Origin of the sequence: Kitasatospora sp. NPDC091257 (assembly GCF_044757675.1) — a bacterium.
GTDB classification, from domain to species: Bacteria; Actinomycetota; Actinomycetes; order Streptomycetales; family Streptomycetaceae; genus Kitasatospora; species Kitasatospora lactacystinica.
This window is the reverse complement of the sequence record NZ_JBIVVI010000626.1, coordinates 1-5,365: the sequence shown is the minus strand read 5'-3', so window position 1 is coordinate 5,365 and position 5,365 is coordinate 1. Positions and strand designations below refer to the sequence as shown.

The window sequence follows — 5,365 nt, the reverse complement described above, 5'->3', positions numbered from 1 at the left end:
GGGTGCCCCGGGCCGGGGTCGGCTGCCCCTTGGCGTAGGTGGTCGGCTGCGAGAAGCCGCCCGATCCGGCGGCCTGGCCGCCGCTCGCCGACGCGGCCTGCTGCCCGCCGTAGGTCGCACCGCTCTGGCCCGCTCCACCGGCCGGCGGCATCAGCGAGGTGGACGCGGCCGAGTGATCGGTCGGCGGCTGCGGAACGCCGTACGAACCCCCGCCCTGCGCGCCCGGACGGCCGCCGGAGGTTCCTCCCGCAGCACCCGTGGCTCCACTCACCTGGTCCTCCCGCACTTCCCACCAGGACGGCGGTGCCGCCCTGCTTCGTCAATCGTCATCCAGCGCCCGGCGGGATTGCCCGGAACTGGTCGGCGGCCGATGCCGCCGCGCCCGTTGATGGGACGCGGCTGCACCGGTCTGCGGTTCGGTTCAGGCCTCGACGTCTCCGTCGACCGCCGTCACCGCGCCCTCGGCCGTCTCGGTGGACTCGGTGGACTCAGTACCCGCCACCTCGTCCTCCACCGTCTCCTCGTCCTCGGCCTCCGCGTTGCGGGCCATGCCCACGACCGCGTCGCGCTTTCCGAGGTTGATCAGTTGGACGCCCATGGTGTCACGTCCGGTTTCACGAACCTCGGAAACCCTCGTGCGGATCACCCCACCCGAGAGGGTGATCGCCATGATCTCGTCGGATTCGTCGACCACGAGCGCGCCGACCAGCGAGCCCCGGCCCTCGACGATCTTCGCCGCCTTGGTGCCGTAGCCGCCGCGCCCCTGGACACGGTACTCGTCCACACCGGTGCGCTTGGCGTACCCGCCGTCAGTGGCGGTGAAGACATAGGTACCCGGACGGACGACGTTCATCGACAGCAGTTCGTCGTCCTCCCGGAACGCCATGCCCTTGACGCCGGAGGTGGCGCGGCCGGTGGGGCGCAGGGCGTCGTCGGTCGCGGTGAAGCGGATCGACTGGGCCTTCTTGGAGACCAGCAGCAGGTCGTCCTCGGCGGAGACCAGCTCGGCGCCGATCAGCTCGTCGTCCTGGCCCTCCTCGTCCTGGCGCAGGTTGATCGCGATCAGGCCGCCGGAGCGCGGCGAGTCGTAGTCCTTGAGCGCGGACTTCTTCACCAGGCCGGCCCGGGTGGCGAGGACCAGGTACGGCTTGTCCTCGTAGGTGCGGACGGCCATCACCTGGGCGATGTGCTCGTCCGGCTGGAAGGCCAGCAGGTTGGCCACGTGCTGGCCGCGGGCGTCGCGCCCGGCGTCCGGCAGCTCGTAGCCCTTGGCCCGGTAGACCCGGCCCTTGTTGGTGAAGAACAGGATCCAGTTGTGGGTCGTCGTCACGAAGAAGTGGTCGACGATGTCGTCCTGCTTCAGCTGGGCACCGCGCACGCCCTTGCCGCCGCGCTTCTGCGAGCGGTAGAGGTCGGAGCGGGTCCGCTTGACGTAGCCGCCACGGGTGATGGTGACGACGATGTCCTCCTCGGCGATGAGGTCCTCGATGGAGAGGTCGCCGTCGGAGGGGATGAGGGTGGAGCGCCGCTCGTCGCCGTACTTCTCGACGATCGCGGTGAGCTCCTCGGAGATGATCTCCCGCTGACGGGTCGGCGAGGCCAGGATCGCGTTGTACTCGTCGATCTTGCGCTGGAGCTCGTCGTGCTCGTCCATGATCCGCTGGCGCTCCAGGGCGGCCAGCCGGCGCAGCTGCATCTCCAGGATGGCGTTGGCCTGGAGCTCGTCGATGTCGAGCAGGCCCATCAGGCCGGTGCGGGCGGCGTCGGCGCTGGCCGAGGCCCGGATCAGCGCGATGACCTCGTCGATCAGGTCCAGGGCCTTGAGCAGCGCGCGCAGGATGTGGGCGCGCTCCTCGGCCTTGCGCAGCCGGAAGGTGGTGCGCCGGACGATGACCTCGACCTGGTGGTTGACCCAGTGCCGGATGAAGGCGTCCAGCGACAACGTGCGCGGCACGCCGTCGACCAGGGCCAGCATGTTGGCGCCGAAGTTGGTCTGCAGCTCGGTGTGCTTGTAGAGGTTGTTCAGCACCACCTTGGCGACGGCGTCGCGCTTGAGCACGACGACCAGGCGCTGGCCGGTGCGCGAGGAGGACTCGTCGCGGACGTCGGCGATGCCGGCGATCTTGCCGTCCTTCACCAGGTCGGCGATCTTCAGCGCGAGGTTGTCCGGGTTGACCTGGAACGGCAGCTCGGTGATCACCAGGCACTGGCGGCCCTGGATCTCCTCGACCTCGACCACGGCGCGCATGGTGACCGAGCCGCGGCCGGTGCGGTAGTAGTCGTCGATGCCGCGGCGGCCGACGATCAGCGCGCCGGTGGGGAAGTCCGGGCCCTTGATCCGCTCGACCAGGGCGTCCAGCAGCTCCTCGGCGGAGGCCTCCGGGTTCTCTAGGTACCAGAGCGCGCCGGAGGCGACCTCGCGGAGGTTGTGCGGCGGGATGTTGGTGGCCATGCCGACCGCGATGCCGGTGGCACCGTTGACCAGCAGGTTGGGGATGCGCGCGGGCAGGACGGTGGGCTCCTGCGAGCGGCCGTCGTAGTTGGCCGCGAAGTCGACGGTCTCCTCGTCGATGTCGCGCATCATCTCCATGGCGAGCGGCATCATCTTGCACTCGGTGTAGCGCATGGCCGCCGCCGGGTCGTTGCCCGGGGAGCCGAAGTTGCCGTTGCCGTCCACCAGCGGCATCCGCATCGACCACGGCTGGGCCAGGCGGACCACGGTGTCGTAGATCGAGGTGTCACCGTGCGGGTGGTAGTTGCCCATGACGTCGCCGACGACGCGGGCGCACTTGTAGTAGCCCTTCTCGGGGCGGTAGCCGCCGTCGTACATCGCGTAGAGCACGCGGCGGTGCACCGGCTTGAGGCCGTCGCGGACCTCGGGCAGCGCACGACTGACGATCACGCTCATCGCGTAGTCGAGGTACGAGCGCTGCATCTCGGTCTCGAGCTCGACCGGCTCGATCCGCATCGTCACCTGGGCGGTGGCCTCGGCGGCTTCGGGAGTCTCGGGCTGTTCGCCTTCGGGACGGTTGTCGTCGACCACTGGTGGTCAGTTTCCTTTCACGCGGACTGGAACGTGCGGGGCCTGCGGTGCAGGCGTCACACGTCCAGGAAGCGGACGTCCTTGGCGTTGCGCTGGATGAAGGAGCGGCGGGCCTCGACGTCCTCGCCCATCAGCACGGAGAACAGCTCGTCGGCGCGGGCGGCGTCCTCCAGGGTGACCTGGAGCAGCAGCCGGTGCTCGACGTCCATGGTGGTGACCCGGAGCTCCTCGGCGTTCATCTCGCCGAGACCCTTGAAGCGCTGGATCGCGTCGTCCTTGGGCAGCCGGCGCCCGGCCGCCACCCCGGAGGCGATCACGGCGTCGCGCTCGCGGTCGGAGTAGGCGTACTCGAAGTCGTCCTTGCCCCACTTGATCTTGTACAGCGGGGGCATCGCGAGGTAGACGTACCCGGACTCGACCAGCGGCCGCATGAAGCGGAACAGCAGGGTCAGCAGCAGGGTGCGGATGTGCTGTCCGTCGACGTCGGCGTCGGCCATCAGCACGATCTTGTGGTAGCGCAGCTTGGACTCGTCGTAGTCCTCCTGGATGCCGCAGCCGAACGCCGAGATCAGCGCCTGGACCTCGGTGTTCTGGAGGACCTTGTCGATCCGGGCCTTCTCGACGTTCAGGATCTTGCCGCGGATCGGCAGGATGGCCTGGGTGCGCGGGTCGCGGCCCTGCTTGGCCGAGCCGCCGGCGGAGTCACCCTCGACGATGAAGATCTCGCACTCGGACGGGTCCTTCGACTGGCAGTCGGAGAGCTTGCCCGGCAGCGAGGCGGACTCCAGCAGACCCTTGCGGCGCGTCAGGTCGCGGGCCTTGCGGGCGGCGACGCGCGCGGTGGCGGCCTGGATGGACTTGCGGATGATGTCCGCGGCCTCGTTGGGGTTGCGGTCCAGCCAGTCGTTGAGGTGCTCGTGGACGACCTTCTGGACGAAGGTCTTGGCCTCGGTGTTGCCGAGCTTGTCCTTGGTCTGGCCCTCGAACTGCGGCTCGCCGAGCTTGACCGAGATGATCGCGGTCAGGCCCTCGCGGATGTCCTCGCCGGAGAGGTTGTCGTCCTTCTCCCGGAGCAGCTTCTTGTCCCGCGCGTAGCGGTTGACCAGGCCGGTCAGCGCCGCGCGGAAGCCCTCCTCGTGGGTGCCGCCGCCGTGGGTGTGGATGGTGTTGGCGAAGCTGTAGACCCCCTCGGTGTAGGAGGAGTTCCACTGCATCGCGATCTCCACCGAGATCGCCTTGTCCTTGTCCTCCGCCTCGAAGTCGATCACCGAGGGGTGGACGACCTCGCCCTTGCGGGAGTTGAGGTGGGCGACGAAGTCGGCGATGCCGCCGTCGTACTTGTACGTGACGGTGAGCGGCTTGCCGTTCTCGTCCGCGTGCTCGGAGCGCTCGTCGGTCAGCGAGATCGACAGGCCCTTGTTGAGGAAGGCCATCTCCTGGAAGCGCCGGGAGAGCGTCTCGAAGGAGTAGACGGTGGTCTCGAAGATGTCGGGGTCGGCCCAGAAGGTCACCGTGGTGCCGGTGCGGTCGGTCTCCGCGCCCTTGGCGAGGGGGGCGGCCGGGGCACCCATCTTGTAGTCCTGGGTCCAGATGTGGCCGTCCTTGTGGATCTCCACCGAGAGCCGGGTGGACAGCGCGTTCACCACGGACACGCCGACGCCGTGCAGACCGCCGGAGACGGCGTACCCGCCGCCGCCGAACTTGCCGCCCGCGTGCAGGACGGTGAGCACGACCTCGACGGCGGGCTTGTCCTGACCGGGGACGATGTCCACCGGGATGCCGCGGCCGTTGTCGACGCAGCGGATGGCGCCGTCGGCCATGATCGTGACGTCGATGGTGTCGGCGTACCCGGCCATCGCCTCGTCGACGGAGTTGTCCACGACCTCCTGCACCAGGTGGTGCAGGCCGCGCTCGCCCGTCGAACCGATGTACATGCCGGGGCGCTTGCGGACGGCGTCGAGGCCTTCCAGCACCTGGATGTTGCTACCGGTGTAGGAAGCCTGGTCGGACTGGTCTGGGGTCTGGCTGGGGTTGCCGGAATCGGCCACGAAGCGCCCTCTCTGGCACAGCACGGGCCGCACGCCCACCCCGTGCGGGCGGGCGTGCGACCACAGCGTTTCGACTCGGTTGCCACTAGCAACAGTGTTTGGCTCTCAGTCTACCGGTACGACTGACATAGATGGGCGTTTGGCAGCCCTTGAGGGCAGATATGCCGCCCTGAATCCCCTCTGCACATGTCCCGATACTCGACCGGGGGGCCCAGGGCGCCTGGAAGGGCTGTCAGGGGTTCCGGAAGATCGTCGTCCGATCCGTGCCCCCGGC

The 5,365-nt window shown here is 68.9% G+C and carries 2 protein-coding genes and 1 pseudogene; all 3 read right to left on the bottom strand.

Translation table 11 applies throughout. The annotated features are described in order from the left end of the window. A pseudogene (locus tag ACIQOV_RS25935) lies at positions 1-271 on the bottom strand (hypothetical protein); the annotation flags it as partial. Between the two features lie 150 nt (positions 272-421). After that, positions 422-2,968 (bottom strand): DNA gyrase subunit A, encoded by a 2,547-nt coding sequence (gene gyrA / locus ACIQOV_RS25930; RefSeq protein ID WP_401052334.1) that lies wholly within the window; start codon positions 2,966-2,968, stop codon positions 422-424. A 131-nt stretch (positions 2,969-3,099) separates the two neighbouring features. After that, entirely contained in the window at positions 3,100-5,115 is a 2,016-nt protein-coding gene (gyrB, locus tag ACIQOV_RS25925; RefSeq protein WP_401052332.1) for a DNA topoisomerase (ATP-hydrolyzing) subunit B, read from the bottom strand. Between the last annotated feature and the right edge of the window lie 250 nt (positions 5,116-5,365).

Coding starts and splice junctions, on each gene's coding strand:
- gyrA (WP_401052334.1), bottom strand. CDS start 2,968: ATGCGGATCGAGCCGGTCGAGCTCGAGACCGAGATGCAGCGCTCGTAC.